Source organism: Magnetospira thiophila (genome assembly GCF_054657015.1).
On the sequence record NZ_BAAHXF010000001.1, the window covers coordinates 1846007 to 1865413 of the forward strand.

Annotated in this window: 16 protein-coding genes; 8 read left to right on the plus strand and 8 right to left on the minus strand. The window is 61.8% G+C overall.

Going from position 1 to position 19407, the window contains the following annotated elements; translation table 11 throughout:
* Positions 1-116: 116 nt before the first annotated feature.
* Together groES and groL are read left to right on the plus strand one after the other, a co-directional pair.
* Positions 117-404, plus strand: a complete 288-nt coding sequence (gene groES, locus ACYQ1P_RS08880; protein WP_460019982.1) for a co-chaperone GroES — start codon at positions 117-119, stop codon at positions 402-404.
* 43 nt (positions 405-447) lie between these two features.
* Positions 448-2112 carry a chaperonin GroEL gene (groL, locus tag ACYQ1P_RS08885; RefSeq protein WP_460019983.1) on the plus strand — a complete coding sequence of 555 codons (1665 nt, stop codon included), beginning with the start codon at positions 448-450 and terminating at the stop codon, positions 2110-2112.
* A 58-nt stretch (positions 2113-2170) separates the two neighbouring features.
* On the opposite strand, the gene ACYQ1P_RS08890 is transcribed toward groL, so the two are convergent.
* Positions 2171-4168 carry a motility associated factor glycosyltransferase family protein gene (locus ACYQ1P_RS08890; protein WP_460019984.1) on the minus strand — a complete coding sequence of 666 codons (1998 nt, stop codon included), beginning with the start codon at positions 4166-4168 and terminating at the stop codon, positions 2171-2173.
* A gap of 57 nt (positions 4169-4225) precedes the next feature.
* Here ACYQ1P_RS08890 and ACYQ1P_RS08895 point away from each other — a divergent pair, with 57 nt between their 5' ends.
* From ACYQ1P_RS08895 to ACYQ1P_RS08905, 3 genes are all read left to right on the plus strand, one after another.
* Positions 4226-5071, plus strand: coding sequence for a sulfite exporter TauE/SafE family protein (locus ACYQ1P_RS08895; RefSeq protein WP_460019985.1), 846 nt, complete (start codon positions 4226-4228; stop codon positions 5069-5071).
* A gap of 97 nt (positions 5072-5168) precedes the next feature.
* Complete coding sequence (gene glgA / locus ACYQ1P_RS08900; protein WP_460019986.1) at positions 5169-6614, plus strand: glycogen synthase GlgA; 1446 nt, start codon at positions 5169-5171, stop codon at positions 6612-6614.
* A 9-nt stretch (positions 6615-6623) separates the two neighbouring features.
* A complete protein-coding gene (locus ACYQ1P_RS08905; protein WP_460019987.1) occupies positions 6624-9107 on the plus strand; it encodes a glycogen/starch/alpha-glucan phosphorylase in 2484 nt (827 codons plus the stop codon).
* Positions 9108-9113: 6 nt separating this feature from the next.
* On the opposite strand, the gene ubiV is transcribed toward ACYQ1P_RS08905, so the two are convergent.
* From ubiV to gluQRS, 4 genes are all read right to left on the minus strand, one after another.
* A complete protein-coding gene (gene ubiV, locus ACYQ1P_RS08910) occupies positions 9114-10019 on the minus strand; it encodes a ubiquinone anaerobic biosynthesis protein UbiV (protein ID WP_460019988.1) in 906 nt (301 codons plus the stop codon).
* 3 nt (positions 10020-10022) lie between these two features.
* Positions 10023-11015 (minus strand): ubiquinone anaerobic biosynthesis protein UbiU, encoded by a 993-nt coding sequence (gene ubiU / locus ACYQ1P_RS08915; RefSeq protein ID WP_460019989.1) that lies wholly within the window; start codon positions 11013-11015, stop codon positions 10023-10025.
* Positions 11012-11677: a ubiquinone anaerobic biosynthesis accessory factor UbiT gene (ubiT, locus tag ACYQ1P_RS08920; protein WP_460019990.1), complete on the minus strand. Its 666-nt coding sequence runs from the start codon at positions 11675-11677 to the stop codon at positions 11012-11014. The genes ubiU and ubiT overlap by 4 nt, the downstream gene beginning before the upstream one ends.
* A gap of 76 nt (positions 11678-11753) precedes the next feature.
* The gene (gluQRS, locus tag ACYQ1P_RS08925) at positions 11754-12590 is read right to left on the minus strand and encodes a tRNA glutamyl-Q(34) synthetase GluQRS (protein WP_460019991.1); all 837 of its coding nucleotides are present in this window, start codon (positions 12588-12590) and stop codon (positions 11754-11756) included.
* Positions 12591-12690: 100 nt separating this feature from the next.
* On the opposite strand from gluQRS, the gene ACYQ1P_RS08930 reads away from it, so the two are divergent.
* Complete coding sequence (locus tag ACYQ1P_RS08930) at positions 12691-13245, plus strand: HNH endonuclease (RefSeq protein WP_460019992.1); 555 nt, start codon at positions 12691-12693, stop codon at positions 13243-13245.
* On the opposite strand, the gene ACYQ1P_RS08935 is transcribed toward ACYQ1P_RS08930, so the two are convergent.
* The 3 genes from ACYQ1P_RS08935 to ACYQ1P_RS08945 all read right to left on the minus strand — a co-directional run bounded on the left by ACYQ1P_RS08935 (position 13215) and on the right by ACYQ1P_RS08945 (position 16077).
* Entirely contained in the window at positions 13215-13925 is a 711-nt protein-coding gene (locus tag ACYQ1P_RS08935; RefSeq protein WP_460019993.1) for a hypothetical protein, read from the minus strand. The genes ACYQ1P_RS08930 and ACYQ1P_RS08935 overlap by 31 nt on opposite strands.
* Positions 13922-15718 (minus strand): HD domain-containing phosphohydrolase, encoded by a 1797-nt coding sequence (locus ACYQ1P_RS08940; RefSeq protein WP_460019994.1) that lies wholly within the window; start codon positions 15716-15718, stop codon positions 13922-13924. Before ACYQ1P_RS08940 ends, ACYQ1P_RS08935 begins: the two co-directional genes overlap by 4 nt.
* An 89-nt stretch (positions 15719-15807) precedes the next feature.
* Positions 15808-16077, minus strand: a complete 270-nt coding sequence (locus ACYQ1P_RS08945; RefSeq protein WP_460019995.1) for a hypothetical protein — start codon at positions 16075-16077, stop codon at positions 15808-15810.
* Positions 16078-16192: 115 nt separating this feature from the next.
* Between ACYQ1P_RS08945 and ACYQ1P_RS08950 the strand changes: the two genes are divergently transcribed.
* A complete protein-coding gene (locus tag ACYQ1P_RS08950; protein ID WP_460019996.1) occupies positions 16193-17701 on the plus strand; it encodes a UbiD family decarboxylase in 1509 nt (502 codons plus the stop codon).
* A 120-nt stretch (positions 17702-17821) separates the two neighbouring features.
* Positions 17822-19396 carry a BCCT family transporter gene (locus tag ACYQ1P_RS08955; RefSeq protein WP_460019997.1) on the plus strand — a complete coding sequence of 525 codons (1575 nt, stop codon included), beginning with the start codon at positions 17822-17824 and terminating at the stop codon, positions 19394-19396.
* The last annotated feature ends 11 nt before the right edge of the window (positions 19397-19407 follow it).

Sequence of the window (19407 nt, forward strand, 5' to 3'; positions counted from 1 at the left end):
GAGCGCGGGGTTGACAGATGGAGCCGACACCCTTACATGTCTGGCACTCAGCACTCACGAGTGCTAGCAAAAATCAGGTTTTCGTTTTTCACCAATATGTTGAGTGAGGTAGCACTATGAAGTTCAGGCCGCTGCATGACCGCGTTCTGGTCCGTCGCACCGAAAGCGAAGAAAAGACCGCTGGTGGCATCATCATCCCCGACACCGCCAAGGAAAAGCCCATGGAGGGCCAGGTCGTTGCCGTGGGCGCCGGAGCCAAGGGCGAAGACGGCAAGGTGACCCCGTTGGATGTGAAGGCTGGCGACCGCATTCTGTTCGGCAAGTGGTCCGGCACCGAAGTCAAGATGGACGGCGAAGAGCTGTTGATCATGAAAGAATCCGACATCATGGGCATCATTGAATAACACCCGTGATCCGCGACCAGTTTGAATAGAGGAAATACCAATTATGGCTGCCAAAGAAGTTAAATTCAGCACCGATGCCCGCGCCAAGATGCTGCGGGGCGTCGACATTCTCGCCGATGCCGTGAAAGTGACCCTGGGTCCGAAGGGCCGCAACGTGGTGATCGAGAAATCGTTCGGTGCGCCGCGCATCACCAAGGACGGCGTCACCGTCGCCAAGGAAATCGAGTTGGCCGACAAGTTCGAGAACATGGGCGCCCAGATGGTGCGCGAAGTGGCCTCCAAGACCAACGACGAAGCCGGTGACGGCACCACCACCGCCACCGTTCTGGCGCAGGCCATTGTCCGCGAAGGCTGCAAGGCCGTGGCTGCGGGAATGAACCCGATGGATCTGAAGCGCGGCGTCGACATGGCCGTGCTCGCCGTGGTCGAGGACGTCAAGTCCCGCGCCAAGGCCGTTTCCACCAACGAAGAGATCGCCCAGGTCGGCACCATTTCCGCCAACGGAGACACCGAGGTCGGTCGGATGATCGCCGAGGCCATGGAAAAGGTCGGCAACGAGGGTGTCATTACCGTCGAGGAAGCCAAGAGCCTGACCTCCGAGTTGGACGTGGTCGAGGGCATGCAGTTCGATCGCGGCTACACCTCGCCGTACTTCGTGACCAATGCCGAGAAGATGACCTGCGATCTGGAGAACCCGTTCATCCTGATCCACGAGAAGAAGCTGTCCAGCCTACAGCCGTTGCTGCCGGTGCTGGAGACCGTGGTGCAGTCCTCCCGTCCGCTGATGATCATCGCCGAGGACATCGAAGGCGAGGCTCTGGCCACCCTGGTGGTCAACAAGCTGCGCGGCGGCCTCAAGGTCTGTGCCGTCAAGGCTCCGGGCTTCGGCGACCGTCGCAAGGCGATGTTGGAAGATCTCGCCATCCTGACCAATGGTCAGGTGATCAGCGAAGATCTGGGCATCAAGCTGGAGAATGTCACCATCGACATGCTCGGCAGCGCCAAGAAGATCGCCGTGACCAAGGAAGACACCACCATCGTCGAAGGGGCGGGCGAGGCTGATGCCATCAAGGCCCGTTGCACCCAGATCCGGGCGCAGATCGAGGAAACCACCTCCGACTACGACCGTGAGAAGCTGCAAGAGCGTCTGGCCAAGCTGGCGGGCGGCGTGGCCGTTCTGCGGGTCGGCGGGGCGACCGAGGTCGAAGTGAAGGAAAAGAAAGATCGCGTGGACGACGCCCTGCACGCCACTCGGGCGGCGGTCGAGGAAGGCATTGTCGCCGGTGGCGGCACGGCGCTGCTCTACGCCATCCGTGCCCTGGACGGCATGGAAGGGGAAAACAACGACCAGAAGGTGGGCGTCAACATCGTCCGCCGGGCGTTGCAGGCCCCGCTGCGTCAGATCGTCGAGAACTCCGGTTTCGACGGCGCGGTCGTCGCGGGCAAGCTGCTCGAAGGCAAAGACACCAACTATGGTTTCAATGCCCAGACCGGCGAGTACTGCGATCTGGTCAAGGCCGGTATCGTCGATCCGACCAAGGTCGTGCGCACCGCGTTGCAGGACGCCTCCTCGGTGGCCGGTCTGTTGATCACCACCGAAGCCATGATCGCCGAACGGCCTGCCGACCATAAGGGCGGCGACGCCGGCGGCATGGGCGGCATGGGTGACATGGGCGGCATGGGCGGCATGGGTGGCATGGGCTTCTAAGCCTCCCCGTCGAACAGAAAACCTATCGGAAAAGGCCGTCCTTCGGGGCGGCCTTTTTCTATGCCGGGGGCGCGGCCTTGGCGAGCAGACGCTCATACAGTGCCCGAGCCTGCGCAGACATATCGCGGCAGGCGGCCTCGAAGCCGTCCAGGAAATGCAGCAGAAATGCCCGCCGCAGGTCCTGGTCGGCGATGCGGCATCCCAGATAGGCCCCGGCTCGAAAGGCGTTGTAGAACGAGGTATCCACCAGTTCCCAGATGCCGACCAATGAGTCTTTTCGTTGAAACAGACTCCGGCGCAACCGTTGTTCGGTTTGCGAAAACAGATGATCGGTTTGCCGGGCCTGACCAAGAATATCGGCAATCAAAAGCGGGAAGTTGTCAGCGGCTTCTGCATAGCTGTTGAGCCGGGCCGGGTCCAGGAATGTACCGGGCGCAACACTGGGCAGGGTGCGTTCCAGGGCGCGGAAGAGGTCGGTCTTGCCGCGCGGGGGCGGCGGGAGATCGACCGTCGCGGCGGCCCGCGGACGGCAACCGGGTATCTGCGCCCCGTCGGCACAGTTGAAGGCCTGGGCCTCGGGGAAGGCGGCCAGCCCGACCTGAAAATTCATGCGCGAGGAATTGTGGACCCAGGACGTTTCCGCCCTTCCTCCAAAGTTGCCCGGAACTGGGATATGAAAGGAGTCCTCCACCCGTTGAGAGCTCATGCCGGGGAGGAAGTTATTGTACCCCTCTTCCAAAATAGCCGCGTCGCGGGCGTGGTGGGCTTGATTGGGGCGGCGACCGCAATCAATGCCGAACAGGTAGAGTTCCCTGAAACCCAGCGACAGGGCCGCATCAAAGGCCGCATTGGCGACCAACGGGGCGGCGGAAGGCAGAGCGGGAATGCCATTGTGAAACAGGCGGCTGCAACTGAGACCGGGGCGGAAATAAAACCACACCCGGTCGAACAGATCGGTCAGGGTTGGCGGAATACCGGTCGAGGCGATCAGGGCGATATCCTCAAATCCGTAGGTGTCACGCCACTGAGTTAAATTTTTGACTGTGGGAGAGGTGTTTTCGTTCTCCACATGGGCATCGGGACGGATGCCGTTTTTGAGCAGAATTCCCAGGGCCGAACCGCAGGATAGGATGATCGCCCGGTCGGCCAGTTTTTTCAGCTTCGGCAAATCCTGGTCCAGGGATGGACCGGAACCGACTAAAATCACCGGCAGCGGTTGCGCCAGCGGGGGGCGGGCACCGATAATTTTGAACGAGCGATCCATAATGTTATCGCCGCTGTTTTCCAGAGTCAGCAACTCGTCCTCGAAAAAGCCCACCCCGGCCTGGGTGGTGCGCATGCGAGTCTTGAACTGGTCGTGAGTCTCGGTCAGTTCCCAGGACGGATAATGTTGATAGGCATAGGAGCCTTCGAGGAACGTCCGGCCATTCAAGGCGACGAAACGCAGCAGTTGCCGGGCATTTTGGTCCGGCGTCCCGCCGCTGATCAGGAATATCCGTTGCCCCCGACCAACCGCCGACTCCCACAACGCCCCCCAGTCGATGCAGGTCATGGATTGCAGAATGAACTGCGGCAGGGGTTCGACGATGAGCAGGTTCTGACAGGCCGTCCGTTCCAGGAGCGGCCCGATATGGTGGCCCAGACCGAGACCGAAAACGAAACAGTAGCCGGTATCACAGCAAGGCCACTCGGTGCGCTGCGCAGCCGGAACACGGGCATCCCAGAAGTCGCTGATGTCTTTCATGGTCCGGTTGAAGACGGGACTGACGTTGAGCTGTTCCAGGTTGCTTAAGTGAAAGCGGTCGGGATCGGCGAAATAGGCGGCCAGTTGGTCTTGCGTATCGCGGACGGCCCCGTTCTCGTACAGTTTTTTGTCCCCAAGGGCGATATTGTCCGGCACCCCAGCCTCCGGGACCCATGCCAGAGCGCTCAGGCTTTTCCACAAGGCCGGAAAATAGTGCTGAAAAACAGCGACGTTGCGTGTGAAGAGAGAGGACTGCGAAAGGGTCACCTGATCCGAACTCCTGCCCGAATGGTCGAGACATGCCGTCATCATAGCCGAAATGACGCGAAAGTCTTGCCCGGGACCTGGATCGGGTGTCAATTGTCAGCCATGGACATGCTCTCCGATCCGACCTTCAACGAGGCCGCCCGTTGGTTTCTGCCCGCCGCCCTGTTGGCCGGGGCCGGGGTGCTGGCCGGTTTGATCGCCGGGCTGCTCGGCGTCGGCGGCGGAATCGTCGTCGTCCCGGTGCTGTTTCAGGTGTTCGGGCTGATCGACATGGACCCCGCAGTGCGCATGCATGCGGCGGTGGGGACCTCGCTGGCGACCATCATTCCGACCGGATTTTCCTCCGCCCGGGCGCATTGGAAACGGGGCGCGCTCGACGCCACGGTGCTGCGCCAATGGGGGCTGTGGCTGGTGCTCGGCGTCTTCGCCGGGAGCGCCCTGGCGGCCCATCTGGAGGGGCGGGTGCTGACCTTGCTGTTCGGGGCGCTGGCCCTGAGCGTGGCCCTGCGGTTGTTGCTGGGGGGCAAGGATCGGGCGATTCGCGACCGATTGCCCCCGGCTCCGTACTCCCAACTCATCGCAGGGGCCATCGGTCTAGTCTCGGCGCTGCTGGGAATTGGCGGCGGAACGTTCAGCGTGCCGGTGCTGACCCTCTGCGGTCGCTCAATCCATCGGGCCATCGGCACGGCGGCGGCGCTCGGGCTGATGATCGCCCTGCCGGGGGCCCTGGGATTCATGATCGGCGGCTGGGATGTGGCGGGACGACCGCCGCTGTCCGTCGGCTATGTCAATCTGCTGGGCTTGGCCTGCATCGTCCCGACCTCGGTCCTCGCCGCACCCTGGGGCGCCCGGCTGGCCCACCACCTGCAACCGGAGCATTTGCGCCGGGCATTTGCACTGTTTTTGCTGCTGGTCGCCGGGCGAATGATTTTTAGCGGGTTTTTATGAACAGAACCGCGACTTTCCTTTAAAGGTATCGTAATGTTGCGGCGCATTTACGAGCGTGTCCCTGGCCGTTCGCGAATGGATGGGGGGGGATTGGATCATGAAAGTACTGTTCGTCACGCCAGAGGCGCATCCGTTGATCAAGACCGGCGGGTTGGCCGATGTGGCCGGTGCCTTGCCCCCCGCCCTGGTCAAGGCTGGGCTTGATGTGCGGGTGATGATGCCCGCCTATCCGGACGCGCTGGACCATATCGAGGGCCGGGTGGACGGGGCCGATCTGGGCGATCCCCTGGGATTCGGACGCACCCGGCTGGTGGGCGGCCGCATGCCCGACAGCGGCCTGCCGGTGTGGCTGGTGGATTGCCCGCTGCTCTACAATCGCGACGGCGGTCCCTATCTGGATACCCATGGTCATGATTGGGCCGACAACCATCGCCGCTTTGCCTTGCTGTCCTGGGTGGCGGCCTATGTGGGCAAGGTGGGGGACGAGCGGGCCTGGGTCCCGGCGGTGGTGCATGCCCATGACTGGCAATGCGGCCTGGCTCCGGTTTATCTGCGGCAATGGCGCGGCCCCGGCCCGGTGACCGTGTTCACCATTCACAACATGCAGTATCAGGGCATATTCGCTCCGGCCATTCTGCCCGAGGTAGGGCTCGATCCGGCGCTGATGAATATCAATGGGGTGGAATTCTATGGGCACGTCTCCTTTCTCAAGGCGGCGTTGCGGTTTTCCGACAAAATCACCACGGTGAGCCCGACCTATGCCCGTGAAATCCAGACGGCGGACGGCGGCTGGGGGCTGGATGGCCTGATGCGCAGCCGCAAGGCCGATCTGGTGGGAATTCTCAACGGGTCCGACTACGACATCTGGTCGCCGGACGCCGATGATCTGATCGCCAAGCCGTACACTCTGAAAAGTCTGAAATCGGGTAAGGCCGCCTGCAAACTGGATTTGCAGGACCGCATGGGATTGGCCGAGGAGGCGGAGGCGCCGCTGTTCGGGATCGTCAGCCGCATGTCGAGTCAAAAAGGGCTCGACCTGATCCTCGCCAACGTTGAAAAGCTGTTGCGGGCGGGGGCTCAGATCGTCGTGTTGGGGTCGGGTGATCTGGCTCTGGAAGATGCCTTTCGTGCCCTGGCCATTGCCCATCCCAAATCGGTTGCCGTGCATATCGGCTATAGCGAGACCCTGGCCCACCGCGTCCAGGCGGGTGCCGATGCCTTCGTCGTCCCCTCGCGGTTCGAACCCTGCGGATTGACCCAGCTTTACGCCATGCGCTACGGCACCCTCCCTGTGGCGCGGCGCACTGGTGGCCTTGCCGACACCATCGTGGATGCCGAAGCGGCCAACGGCACCGGTTTTTTGTTCGACGCCCCCACCGCCGAAGGGCTATGGTCGGCGCTGGAGCGGACGCTGGAGACTTATGCACAGCCGGAAAAATGGCACAACTTGCGGTGCCGGGCCATGGCCCAGGAATTCGACTGGACAAGAGCCGCCGCAGCCTACAAGACTCTCTACGAGGAAACGATCAACAGCAAGCAATAGACGGGACCCATGGATAAAACTCTGACCGACGCCATCGACCACAGCTTCCAGAACGGAGCGCTGAAGGATCACGACAGCATGCGCGATACCTTGCTCTTTTACATGGTGCATGGGGTCGGTCGCGACCCGAAGGAAGCCTCGACCCGCGACTGGTATTATGCCCTGGCCTATATGGTGCGCGGCGTGTTGTCGGAACGCTACATCCGCGCCAAGCGAATGCAGCGAAGCCAAGGGGTCAAGCGGGTCTATTACCTGTCCATGGAGTTCCTGATCGGGCGCAGTCTGGCCTGTCACATGTTGAACCTGGGGCTGTGCGACGAGGCCGCCTCGGTGCTCAAGGAATTCGGTCAGGAGATCAAGGCCGTTCAGGATTTCGAGCCGGATGCGGCGCTGGGCAATGGTGGCCTGGGGCGACTGGCCGCCTGTTTCCTCGATTCGCTGGCCACCCATGGCTATCCGGGCTACGGCTACGGCCTGCGCTACGACTACGGCATGTTCCGTCAGGCGATCAAGGACGGCCAACAGAAAGAGCGCCCGGAGAACTGGCTGCGTCTGGGCAATCCCTGGGAATTCGAGCGTCCCAACGTGATCCATATGGTTCAGTTCGGCGGACGGCTGCATAAATACCACGATGAATCCGGCCAGGAGGTTGTTGAGTGGCTGGACACCGACAATGTGCTGGCCCTGGCCTTCAACATGCCGGTCTCGGGCTATGGGCAGCCGACGGCGGGCAATCTGCGCCTGTGGTCGGCCCGGGCGACCCGTGAACTGGATCTCAGTTCCTTCAACGAAGGCAACTACATGGGCGCGGCGGGCATGAAGGTCACCTCGGAGAGCCTGACCAAGGTGCTCTATCCGGCGGACAATACCCGCGAGGGCCAGGAACTGCGCCTGAAACAGGAGTATTTTTTCGTCAGCGCCTCCATTCAGGACATTCTGGATCGGCACCTGCGGGATTTCCCGAGCCTGGACAACCTGCCGGAACAGGCCTCCATTCAGCTCAACGACACCCATCCGACCCTGGCCGTGCCGGAGTTGATGCATCTGCTGATTGATCGCCATAAATACACCTTCGAGAAGGCCTGGGACATCACCCGTCGGACCTTCTCCTATACCAACCACACCTTGATGACCGAGGCGCTGGAAGTCTGGGCGATTGACCTGCTCGGCGCGTTGCTGCCGCGTCATCTGGACCTGATCTATCGGATCAACGACTTTTTCCTGCGCGAGGTGCAGGCGGCCCATCCGGGCGATCCGTCGATGCTTGGTCGGCTGTCGCTGATCGATGATCATCGGCGGATGGTCCGTATGGCCCATGTGGCGGTGGTCGCCAGCCACAAGGTCAACGGCGTCGCCGAAATCCATTCGGGTCTGGTTAAAACCCGGCTGTTCCCGGATTTCGACCGCTTATTCCCGGAAAAATTCACCAACATGACCAACGGCATCACGCCGCGCCGTTGGTTGCTGGAGGCCAACAAGCCGCTTAATGAATTGATCACCAAGCATATCGGCAACAAATGGATCACCGAGTTGGACCGGTTGCAGGAACTGGCTCCGCTGGCCGATGATCCAGCGTTTCGTCGCGCCTTTGCGGCGGCCAAGAAGGTCAACAAGGAGCGGCTCGCCGCCTTTATCAAAACCTCCAACAAGATCGAGGTGGACCCCACCTCCATGTTCGATTCCCAGGTCAAGCGGATGCACGAGTACAAGCGGCAACTGCTGAATCTGTTGCACGTGGTCACCCTGTATAACCGCATCCGCAGGAATCCCAACGGGAACCACCAGCCGCGCACGGTGATCCTGGCGGGCAAGGCGGCACCCAGCTATTACATGGCCAAGCAGATCATCCGCCTGTCCAACGATATCGCCGAAATCGTCAATCACGACCGGACCGTGGACGGCAAGCTGAAGGTGGTGTTCATCCCCAATTACAGCGTCACCTCGGCGCAGATCATCATCCCGGGCAGCGATTTGTCGGAACAGATCTCCACCGCCGGAACCGAGGCCTCGGGCACCGGCAACATGAAGTTCGCCCTCAACGGGGCCTTGACCATCGGCACCTTGGACGGGGCCAACATCGAAATCCGCGAGGAGGTGGGCGAAGACAACATTTTCATCTTCGGCATGACCGATGACGAAGTGATGGCCCGCAAGCGCTCCGGCTACGACACCTGGCACTATTACAACAGCAACGAGGAATTGCGGCAGGTCCTCGACATGATCTCGTCGGGGCATTTTTCGCCGGAGGAGGCGCACCGCTACAAGGACGTGGTGGACTCCCTGCTGTGGGGCGGCGATCCCTACATGCTGCTGGCCGATTATGAGTCCTACATCAAGGCCCAGGGCGAAGTGGAGCGGGTATTCGCCGACCCCGACGAATGGATGCGCCGCGCCATCTTGAACGTCGCCCACATGGGCAAGTTCTCCAGCGACCGCACCATCCACGCCTACGCCAAGGAAATCTGGAACATCAAGCCGATGCAAGAGAAGTAGGGGCGGCTATTCGACGGCCAGCTCACCCACTGCCGCCACGCCGTCGGTGCCGTGGTAATAGCCGTTGGAAAAAGGCAGGCCGTCGGACAGGACTTCCAGTTGGGCCACCGCCCGGGCGGGGTCTGTCCGGCCGTCCAGCAGGTCGCGGAACTGTCGCGCCACCGCGACCATGTCCACATGCTGCGGGGCCAGCCGGAAATGCGCGATCCCCATGCGCTGCAACTCGGGCAGTTCCTGGGCCAGATTCACATAGCTGTAAGACAGGGTCTGGGTGCCGTTGACGGCCAGAAAAGGGGTGCCGTCCAGGGTGTCCAGGTCCATGCCGTCCGGGTCCTCGGCGCAGACATACTGACAGGAATCCTTGTGCAGGCCGCGCGACCGGGCATGGTAGCAGCGTGCCGAGATGGCCAGCGGCAGACGCCCGAACACCTGCACTTCAAGGGGCACCAGCCCGGCGACGGCCAAAGCCCGCAGCGCGGTGGCTGGCAGTTCACCGGGCAGGGAGACCCGAATCGCTCCGTTGCGCGCCAGATAGGACAAGGTGCCCTCGTTGTAGACATTGACCAGCGGCCCGACCACATGCGGCTTCCCGGCCAGCAGCGAGATGGCGGACAGGTCGTTGGCCTCGACTGTCAGTTCGGCATGCTGGCACAGATCGCGCATCTGGTCTTCTTCGCGTCGCGACATGATCAGGGCCAGGGTGGAGAGTACCACCTCCTTGCCCGCCGCCTGTAAGCGCTCGATGACCTCGGGCAGAATCGGGTCGATGAACGGTTGACGCTTGGAGCAGACCACCTCTCCCAGACAGACCGTATCCAACGGCGCTTCGTCGGCGATGCGGAAATAGAAGTCCCGCCAGACCTCCGGTGCCCAGTTGTAGAACAGCGGGCCGAGGGTGAGCTTGCTGCTCATACCTTATCTCCAGGTCTTGCGATAGGAACCGGCGGTCTCGGTGTGTCCTTCGGTGAGCGCCGACAGGTCCATCGGCGGGACGGGCTCCCCCGCCGCCGCATGATCCACCGCCTGACGGAAGGCTTTGACCACCTGGGTCACATAGGCCCGGCCACGTTGCCGCCCCTCGATTTTCAGGGCGGTCACCCCGGCGGCCATCAGTTCCGGCAGCATGCCGATGACATTGAGGCTGGTCGGGTCCTCGAACAGATAGCTGGTCTTGTCATGGGCGATGAAGCGGCCTTTGCACAAGGTCGGATATCCAGCGTTCTCCGAGGCCTCGAAACGATTGATGGTGAACGGCCCCAGCTTGGACGTCAGGCGGTCGCCTTCTTCCACATATTGCACATGGCTGGCCGGGGAACAGACGCCGTTCATGTTGGGGGACTTGCCGGTGACATAGGACGACAGGGCGCAACGTCCCTCGGCCATGACGCAAAGCCCGCCGAACACGAAAACCTCGGTCTCCACCTCGATCCGCTTGTTGAGATCGGCGATTTCGGCAATGGTCAGCACGCGGGGCAGGACCACCCGTTTGATGCCGAATTCGCGCACATAGAAGTTGATCGCCTCGGCGTTGGAGGCGGAGGCCTGTACCGAAAGATGGCGACGCAATCGGGGATGCCGCCGCGCCGCATAGTCGGCCAGTCCGATGTCGGCCAGAATCACCGCATCGACGCCCAGGTCGGCGGCATCGTCCACCGCCTGTTGCCAGGGCTCGAAATGGCCCGCTTCGGGAAAGGTGTTGATGGCCACCAGCACCTTGACCCCATGAGCATGGGCAAAGGCCAGACCGTCCTGCAATTCGATGCGGCTGAAATTCAGGCCGGGGAAATTACGGGCGTTGGTGGCGTCGCGAAAGCCCAGATAGACCGTATCCGCCCCCGCCTCGACGGCGGCGCGCAGGGCGGCCGGGGTTCCCGCCGGACAGACCAGTTCCAGCTTTTGACCGGTCATGGGGCGCTTCTCCGAGTCCGTCGGGCCGCCTTGTCCAGATCGGCGACCTTCAGTTCGAGACGGCGCAGATCGGCGGCCTGGGTATCGGCGCGGCGCTCGGCGGGAGCCAGGGCGGCGCTCCGCAACAGATCCAGATCGCGGGCGAAACGGCGCATCAGTCGTTGACCCAGGGAGAGGGCGTGGCGGGCCGGTCGGGCCGCCGGACCGAGAACCGAAAGCACGTCTGCCACCAAATCAATCTCCGCCCCGTCAAGGGCGTTGCGCAGGGCGACCACCGCCTCGGTATCGCCGCCGAAGTGCAGTTGGCGGGTGAAGAACAGGGCGTCGCCGTCAATGCGGCCTTCCAGCAGATCAATCAGCACCAGCAGCGGCCCGCCAATGGTCGCGGTGACGCCTTCGGGTACTTCCGAACCGTCGCCGAGGGCGGTCAGTCGCGGGGCCTGTGGATCCGCATGGAGCAGAAAGCGGAGGGGCAGGTCTATCGGATCAATCAACACCAAGGGCACCGCCATGCCCGACAGCCGCTCGAACACATCGGGGTGACGACGGCGCAAAAGAGTCATGGACAGATCGAGCAGCGGCTGCAACAGCCTCGGCGGCAGCGGCCGCAGCACGAACCCGGCGAGCAGCACCGGGGAAAACGGCGGCGCGGTTTCGGACATAGCCCGCTTCCTTTTGATCTCGTTTTTACAAATGTGACCTGGACTATAGCGGCGCGTCCGGGGGGCTGCAATTGATTTAGGTCAGCAGACCGGCCATTTTCCGCACCGTTTCTGGAGGGTGCCCCGCCTCGCGCAGGGCGCGCAGGGTCAACGAGCGGTCGCGTTTGGCGAACCGTTTGCCGTCCGGCCCATACAGCAGGGGATGATGATGATAGTCGGGGGTGTCCAGATCCAGCAGGGCCTGCAACAGCCGGTGCACATGGCTGGCTTCGAACAGGTCTTCGCCCCGGGTGACCAGGCTAACCCCTTGCAGATGATCGTCGAGGGTGACCGCCAGATGATAGCTGGTCGCGACATCGCGGCGGGCCAACACCACATCACCGAATTGTTCCGGTCGGGCGGTTTGCGGTCCGCGCGCCGTATCGTGCCAGCACAGAGCGCCCGTCCGTGACACCGCCCGGGCCATGTCCAGGCGCACCACATGGGAATCGCCGCGCGCCAGACGTTCCTGCCGTACGCCCGGATCCAGGCGGCGGCAGGTGCCCGGATAGATCGGCCCGTCGGGACCGTGCGGGGCGGTGGTGCTGGCGGCGATATCGGAGCGGCTGCAAAAACACGGATAGAGCAGTCCCGCATCGTTCAATCGCTCCAGGGCGCGGGCATAGTCGGCCAGATGCTCGGACTGGCGGCGCACCGGGGTCTCCCAGCTCAGCCCCAGCCAGACCAGGTCTTCATATATGGCCGTCTCATATTCGGGACGGCAGCGGCCCGGGTCGATGTCCTCCAGGCGCAGCAGAAAACGCCCGCCGCTGTCCCTCGCCCGCGCCTGGGCAAAAAGCGCCGAATAGGCATGACCCAGATGCAGATATCCGGTCGGGCTGGGGGCGAAACGGGTGACCACGGGGCGGCTCATGACGGCCAGGATAGCTTAACGTGAATTTCATGGTCCAGGTATTTGGCACCCGATACAAGATGTTGTATGCTGCGCCCGACGGAACGGATAGGAGCTTATTTTGTCCCCAGACGCGCCGGCCCTGGTTCTCAACGCGGACTTTCGTCCGCTGAGTTATTTTCCCCTCTCCCTGTGGTCCTGGCAGGAAGCGGTGAAGGCGGTTTTTCTCGGCCGGGTCAATGTGGTTTCCGAATATGATCGGGCCATTCGTTCGCCCAGCATGGAAATGCGCCTGCCCAGCGTGATCTCGCTGAAGGAATATGTGCCGCAGGCCAAAAGCCCGGCCTTCACCCGGTTCAACGTGTTCCTGCGCGACCGTTTCGCCTGCCAGTATTGTGGCGAGTCCTTCGCCGCCAATGACCTGACCTTCGATCATGTGATTCCGCGCTCGCGCGGCGGACGCACCACTTGGGAAAACGTGGTCACCGCCTGCGCCCCGTGCAATCTGCGCAAGAGCAACCGGATGCCCGACCGAACGTCCATGTATCCCAGGCAGGAGCCGATTGAACCGTCGGCCTACCTGCTTCAGCACAATGGACGTTCGTTCCCGCCAAACTTTCTGCACGAGAGTTGGCGGGATTATCTTTACTGGGATACGGAACTGGAGCCCTTCTGAGGCGGCAGGGCCTGTTCCGCCAGTCGCGCAGTACGGGACTGGCGCAGGTCCCGGTCGTCGATGGTCGCCGCCACGAAACTGCCCAGGGTGTCACGCGGAGACAGCCGCAATCGGGCCAGTTCCTGCACCTGCATCTGGGTCAGCGCCCCATAGGGGCGACCGGTGGCGGAGACGGCGGCCAGACCGATGGGCAGGCCCTCCGGAGCCCAGGCCCCGCGCCGCGACAGGTAGGTGAACGGACGGGGGACTTCCGTCCCCTGTTCGCTGCGGAAGCAGGCCCCCTCCAGCACCACGAAATCATAGTTTTTGCCCACCGCCTCGCTCTGGTGCATGACCGGCAACTGGGCCTGGGTGAGCCAGGTGACGCAGAGGGTCACGGTGCCGCCGGGCAACGGATGGAGAGTCGCCGGGATCGACCCGTAGACCGAAAAATGCGCCGAATAGACCGCGTCGAAACCGTCCAGGGTGCCCCGCTGCACCGGGATCTGTTCGCGATCTCGCAGTTCGGGAAATTTCATCGCCAGTCGTTCCGACGCCTGATTGGCCCCGACCGCCAGCACCGGGGTCCGGCCCTCCAGACACACATCCGCCGTCCAGGGCTGCGGCCCGGCAGCGGTCAGCACATAGGAGGAATGGGGCAATCCGTAAGGATAGCGCAGCGCCAGCTCGATGGGGTTCATTGGGCGGCTTGCGGCAGGTATTGGGAGATGTCCACCTCGTCGATCTGTTCCGGCTTCAGGAACAAGGTGGCGTATTCCTTGTAAATGCCGCTGGTCAGGAACAACCGGAACAGATCCGCATCAATATGAGCATCCTTGGTCATGAACGACATGATACGCACCGCATCGCTGAGGGTCTTGGGCTTCTTGTAAGGGCGGTCGGCGGCGGTCAGGGCCTCGAAAATATCGGCGATGGCCATGATCCGCGCGGGCAGCGACATCTGATCCTTCTTCAGGCCGCGCGGATAGCCGCCGCCATCCATTTTTTCGTGATGGCCGCCGGCATATTCCGGCACGTTCTTCAGGTGTTTGGGGAACGGCAGGGCACCGAGCATGAAGATGGTCTGCACGATATGATCGTTGATCTTGAAGCGGTCCTCATCGGTCAGTGTGCCGCGTCCGATGGCCAGATTGCACAGTTCGCCGCGATTGGCCTTGTGCGGCGGCGGTACCATGTTGAATCCCATTTCCTTGTAATGGACCAATTGTTCCTTCTGTTCCTTGTCGTGGGCGATGAGGTGTTGCGGCTTGTCGGCCAGCAGAGGCTCGACCACCGGCGGGTTGGGGTGGTCCTTGGGATAGCGTTGCAGTTCCTCGTGGGCCAGCCCCAGCCGGTCGTCGAGGGTGCGGGTCCAGGTTTCCCGAGCGATGTTCTGGAGGCGCTCGACCCGTTCCGGGGCCATGAATTCACCGCCCAGGTTGCATTCGGCGATAAAGGCGAAATCCTCGTCAAGCTGGGCCAGCCGAGCTTCGAGCCGGGCTTGCAGATCGGCCTCGCTGCCCTTGCCCGCCTTCAGGTCGCGGTAGAAATCCAATTCGGCGTCGCGCTTGAGCACCTCGACCCGCATGCGGATTTCGTGAATGCGGTCATAGATGCATTCCAGCTTGGTCGCCTTGTCCACCACCGCCTCGGGCGTGGTCACCTTGCCGCAATCGTGCAGCCAGGCCGCGATATGCAGTTCTTCCCAGCCGTCGTCTTCCAACTGGAAATCGGCAAACGGAGGTTCCTTGGAATCACAGGCGGCATGGGCCAGCATCTTGGTCAGTTCGGGGACCCGCTGGCAGTGGCCGCCGGTGTAGGGCGACTTGGCGTCGATGGCCCCGGCGATCATCTGGATGAACGAGGCCAGCAGGTCCTTCTGGGCCGAAATCAGTTGCTGGTTGTCCAGGGCGACGGCGGCCTGCGACGACAGGGATTCGATGATCGGCTGGATCTCGGCGCTGAAGGGGATGACCTCGCCGGTTTCCGGGTCCTGGGCATTGAGCAGTTGCAGGACGCCGATGACCTCTTCCTTGTGGTTCATCAAGGGCACGGTGAGGAAGGATTTGGAGCGGTAGCCGGTGCCCTGGTCGAACTTGCGGGTGCCGGAGAAATCGAAGTCCTCGGCCTCGTAGGCATCGGGGATATTGATGGTCTCCTTGGAAATGGCCACGTGGGTGGCGACGTTGTTGTGATTGCCGCGCCCGTCCTCGCGATACATCTGCAACGGCGGAAAGGGGATCTCCTTGCCGGTGGTGCCGCCCATGGCAATGTTCAGGGAATCGTTGAGCATGATGACGAACTTCAGCGAATCCTTTTCCGTGCGCAGGTACAAGGTGCCGCCGTCGGCATGGCACAGGTCCTTGGCCTCGTGCAGGATCAGTTCCATCAGTTTGTCGTGATTGCGCTCCGACGACAGGGCTATGCCGGTATCCAGCAACCGCTGGTACCATTCCATTTTCGGGCCACCGTTGCGGCGGGCTTCCGTGCTCATGGTCTGTCCCTCGAAGGCGACTTCATATTACGAAAAGTATAGTGCCAACGGGCCGGTTTCAACACGCACATTATGGCCTTGTGTTGAACTTATTGCTGTTTGTTCAGCACCCCGAGGACGATCCGGCAGTGCTCGATCAAGGCGCGCAGCCGGGTTTCGGCCAGCAAGGCCCCGAAATCACGCTCTTCCCGGGCCATGGCCTGCAAGCGCTCGAAGGACAGCGGCAGGCCATCGAGAATCTCGCGAAAAGCGGTGATCTGTCGGTCGATGGCGGCATCATCAGTCCAACGCGCCAGGGCCGGCCCGCCGGTCTCGTCGGTGATTTCGTCGAGCAGACGCTGCAAAACAGTGCGGGCCATGGAAAGCGGGATCATGGTGGGAGGCTAACATTTTCCATCCTTCCCGGAAACGGCTTTTCCCGTCGCCGAGCTGTGGCATAATCCCCCGAGCCCACCTCAGCGAACGGAAACCCCCATGTCCTATGAAAGCCTGCGCGAGTTCCTTGACCGTTTGGAAAAGGCGGGCCGCTTGGTGCGGGTCACCGAGCCGGTGTCGCCCTTCTTGGAAATGACCGAAATCCAGACTCGTTTGCTGGCCGAGGGCGGCCCGGCGGTACTGTTCGAGACTCCGCTGCGTCCCGACGGCACGCCCTACGACACGCCAGTGCTGGTCAATCTGTTCGGCACCGTGGAGCGGGTGGCCTGGGGGATGAATCGGGAGCCGTCGGAATTGCGCGAGGTGGGCGAGACCTTGGCATTCCTGCGTCAGCCGGAACCGCCGGGGGGGCTGAAAGAGGCCATCGGTCTGCTGCCCATGGTCAAGACCGTGCTCTCCATGAAGCCGAAGACCGTCTCCCGCGCTCCGTGCCAGGAGGTGGTCTGGACCGGCGACGACATCGACCTGAGCAAACTGCCGGTGCAGACCTGCTGGCCCGGCGAGCCCGCCCCGTTGATCACCTGGCCGCTGGTGGTCACCCATGGCCCCGGCGAAGGCAAGACCGACAGTTTCAATCTGGGCATCTACCGCATGCAGGTGCTGGGCAAGAACCGCTGCATCATGCGCTGGCTCAAGCATCGCGGCGGGGCGCAGCATTTCGCCCGCTGGAAGGCGGCGGGCCGGGGGCCATTCCCGGCCGCCGCCGTCATCGGGGCCGATCCGGGGACCATCCTGGCCGCCGTCACCCCGGTCCCCGACACCCTGTCCGAATACCAGTTCGCCGGGCTCCTGCGCGGCAAGAAAGTGGAACTGGTGGACTGCAAAACCATCCCGTTGAAGGTCCCGGCGACGGCGGAGATCATCCTCGAAGGCCATGTGCTGCTGGATGAAGAAGCCGACGAAGGCCCCTATGGGGATCACACCGGCTATTACAATTCGGTCGAACGGTTTCCGGTGTTTGAGATCAGCGCCATCACCCTGCGTCACAAGCCGATTTACCTCTCCACCTTCACCGGCCGCCCGCCGGACGAGCCGAGCGTGCTCGGCGAGGCGCTGAATGAGGTGTTCATCCCTTTGTTGCAGCAGCAGTTCCCGGAAATCGTCGATTTCTGGTTGCCGCCGGAGGGCTGCTCCTACCGCATCGCCGTCATCTCCATGAAGAAGGCTTATCCGGGCCACGCCAAGCGGGTGATGATGGGGGCCTGGTCGTATCTCCGCCAGTTCATGTATACCAAGTGGCTGATCATCGTCGATGACGACATCAATGCGCGGGACTGGAAGGATGTGATGTGGGCCATGTCGACCCGCATGGACCCGGTGCGCGATACCCATACGGTGGAAAACACGCCCATCGACTACCTGGATTTCGCCTCCCCGGAATCAGGGTTGGGCGGCAAGATCGGTTTCGACGCCACCAATAAATGGCCGCCGGAAACCAAGCGCGAATGGGGCCAGAAAATCCGCATGGACCAGGGCGTGATCGACAAGGTCGATGCCCTGTGGGGCCGCCTCGGCCTACCCGGCAGCGGCAAGAGCATCTGGAAATGATTTCAACCAGTTCCGTACAATATCAAGAAAAGTTTTGATAAATAATCCCTGTGGGGGTTCAAATAATTAATCGAATCGAATAGGATGCTCTCATGGGAAACAAACCTATGGAGCGTGTTGATGGCAGTCGAAAGTGAAGGAATTTATGATACTGAATATGAGGTAGGCCAAGATAATATTCATAAATTCGGTATGGATATCCATCACCCCGTATTTTGGATTTCTGCTGTATTGGTGTTGTTTTTTGTTTTGGGAACCCTCATTTCTCCCGAACCGGCCAAGGAAATTTTCGATGGCACAAAGTCCTGGTCGATCAACAACTTTGATTGGCTGTTCATGGTCGGCGGCAACATTTTCGTGGTGTTCTGTCTGGTCTTGATCGTTCTGCCGGTGGGCAAGATCCGTCTCGGGGGAGCGGATGCCAAGCCGGAATTCTCCACCATGTCGTGGTTTGCCATGCTGTTTGCTGCGGGCATGGGCATCGGATTGATGTTCTGGAGTGTCGCCGAGCCGACCGCCTATTTCACCGACTGGTGGGGTACGCCGCTGAACGTTGAAGCGCGCACACCGGAAGCGGCACGCATGGCCATGGGGGCAACCATGTTCCATTGGGGGCTGCATCCCTGGGCCATTTATGCCGTGGTCGCCTTGTCGCTGGCGTTCTTCGCTTATAACAAGGGATTGCCGCTGACCATCCGGTCGGCGTTCTATCCGCTGATCGGGGATCATTCCTGGGGCTGGTTCGGCCACATCATTGATGTGGTTGCCGTACTGGCGACGCTGTTCGGTCTGGCGACATCTCTTGGCTTCGGAGCCCAGCAGGCCGCCAGCGGGCTGCATTTCCTGTTCGATATTCCCAATAGCATCAATACGCAGATCGCCATTATCATCGCGGTCACTTCGGTAGCGGTGGTATCGGTTGTTCGCGGATTGGACGGCGGGGTGAAGGTGCTGTCCAACATCAACATGGGTATGGCCCTGCTGCTGTTGCTGTTTGTCTTTGTCTTCGGGCCGACCCTGGCCATTCTCAGCACCATGGGGACGACCGTCGTTGCTTATGTGGAAAACCTGATACCTCTGAGCAACTGGATCGATCGCACGGATGAGAAGTTCTATCACGGCTGGACGGTCTTCTATTGGGCCTGGTGGATTTCCTGGTCACCGTTCGTCGGCATGTTCATCGCCCGTGTCTCGAAGGGCCGTACGGTGCGTGAATTCCTGATTGCCGTGTTGCTGGTGCCGACCCTGGTCACCCTGGTCTGGATGTCTGTTTTCGGCGGCTCCGCCCTGGAGCAGGTGCAGGCCAATATCGGCGAGTTGGCCAATGGCATCAGCACCGTCTCGTTGGCCATGTTCCAGATGCTGTCCCATCTGCCGTTGACGGGTATCGTATCGTTCGTCGCCATCTGTCTGGTGCTGGTGTTTTTCGTCACCTCCTCGGATTCCGGCTCGTTGGTGATTGACAGCATCACCGCTGGCGGCAAGCTGGATGCGCCTGTTCCGCAGCGCATCTTCTGGGCGACCATCGAAGGCGTCGTCGCCGGTGCCTTGTTGTTTGGCGGCGGGGCGGATGCGCTCGGGGCTCTACAGGCGGCGGCGATCACCGTGGGACTGCCCTTCACCCTGGTGTTGCTGGCCATGTGCGTCAGTCTCTACATGGGATTGCGGCACGAGCAACGGGAAATTGGCATGTAGGCCAGACTCCA

Excerpts from the sequence above, each read along its gene's own strand:
- groES (WP_460019982.1), top strand. The coding sequence starts at position 117 with ATGAAGTTCAGGCCGCTGCATGACCGCGTTCTGGTCCGTCGCACCGAA.
- groL (WP_460019983.1), top strand. The coding sequence starts at position 448 with ATGGCTGCCAAAGAAGTTAAATTCAGCACCGATGCCCGCGCCAAGATG.
- ACYQ1P_RS08890 (WP_460019984.1), bottom strand. The coding sequence starts at position 4,168 with ATGATGACGGCATGTCTCGACCATTCGGGCAGGAGTTCGGATCAGGTG.
- ACYQ1P_RS08895 (WP_460019985.1), top strand. The coding sequence starts at position 4,226 with ATGGACATGCTCTCCGATCCGACCTTCAACGAGGCCGCCCGTTGGTTT.
- glgA (WP_460019986.1), top strand. The coding sequence starts at position 5,169 with ATGAAAGTACTGTTCGTCACGCCAGAGGCGCATCCGTTGATCAAGACC.
- ACYQ1P_RS08905 (WP_460019987.1), top strand. The coding sequence starts at position 6,624 with ATGGATAAAACTCTGACCGACGCCATCGACCACAGCTTCCAGAACGGA.
- ubiV (WP_460019988.1), bottom strand. The coding sequence starts at position 10,019 with ATGAGCAGCAAGCTCACCCTCGGCCCGCTGTTCTACAACTGGGCACCG.
- ubiU (WP_460019989.1), bottom strand. The coding sequence starts at position 11,015 with ATGACCGGTCAAAAGCTGGAACTGGTCTGTCCGGCGGGAACCCCGGCC.
- ubiT (WP_460019990.1), bottom strand. The coding sequence starts at position 11,677 with ATGTCCGAAACCGCGCCGCCGTTTTCCCCGGTGCTGCTCGCCGGGTTC.
- gluQRS (WP_460019991.1), bottom strand. The coding sequence starts at position 12,590 with ATGAGCCGCCCCGTGGTCACCCGTTTCGCCCCCAGCCCGACCGGATAT.
- ACYQ1P_RS08935 (WP_460019993.1), bottom strand. The coding sequence starts at position 13,925 with ATGAACCCCATCGAGCTGGCGCTGCGCTATCCTTACGGATTGCCCCAT.
- ACYQ1P_RS08940 (WP_460019994.1), bottom strand. The coding sequence starts at position 15,718 with ATGAGCACGGAAGCCCGCCGCAACGGTGGCCCGAAAATGGAATGGTAC.
- ACYQ1P_RS08945 (WP_460019995.1), bottom strand. The coding sequence starts at position 16,077 with ATGGCCCGCACTGTTTTGCAGCGTCTGCTCGACGAAATCACCGACGAG.
- ACYQ1P_RS08950 (WP_460019996.1), top strand. The coding sequence starts at position 16,193 with ATGTCCTATGAAAGCCTGCGCGAGTTCCTTGACCGTTTGGAAAAGGCG.
- ACYQ1P_RS08955 (WP_460019997.1), top strand. The coding sequence starts at position 17,822 with ATGGCAGTCGAAAGTGAAGGAATTTATGATACTGAATATGAGGTAGGC.